General features: G+C 67.5%; 1 protein-coding gene. It reads left to right on the top strand.

Features of this window, described 5'->3' with window-relative positions; all coding sequences use genetic code 11:
* Positions 1 to 56: 56 nt before the first annotated feature.
* Positions 57 to 582, top strand: a 526-nt coding sequence (locus QSG27_RS29160) for a winged helix-turn-helix domain-containing protein (protein ID WP_306712378.1), incomplete at its 3' end; no start/stop codon positions are given.

A 582-nucleotide genomic window follows, 5' to 3' on the forward strand; every position in this document is an offset into this window, starting at 1 on the left:
ATACGGACGGCGCGTGAAGGCTTCCATTGAGGCTGGCCCGCTCCACCTGATTTGGCATGGGCAGCAAGGTTCACTTGGTTCATCACCTTGCAGCCGATGAGTTGCATCGGCTGTACAAGGCCGCGACGGATGCGACGGAGCGGACGCATCTGCAGATCATCTGGCTGCTGACCAGCGGGCGCTCGGCCCAGTTCGTGGCCGAGGTGACGGGGTACACGCCGCGCTGGGTCAGCGTCATCGTGGGACGTTATAACGAGGCCGGGGTTGCGGGGCTGGGCGACCAGCGCCAGTTCAACCCCGGCGCCAGACCGCTGCTCGACGCAAGCCAACAGCGCCGCCTGAGGGATAACCTGGACGATCCGCCGCCCGACCGTGGCTTGTGGACGGGCCGCTCGGTCGCCCAATGGATCGCCGGCATGCTCGGGCGTCTGGTCTCCCCCCGGCGCGGCACCGATTATCTGGGCCGGCTCGGCTTCACCCGCCAAGTGCCGCGCCCCCGCCATGCCGAAGCCGATCCCTTGGCCCAAGAGGTCTTCAAGGCGCGGTTCCGCCGCCGTGTGCAGGCACTTCAGCAGGAGGATC

The sequence above is a fragment of the Azospirillum isscasi genome (assembly GCF_030849505.1).
Classification (GTDB): Bacteria; Pseudomonadota; Alphaproteobacteria; order Azospirillales; family Azospirillaceae; genus Azospirillum; species Azospirillum isscasi.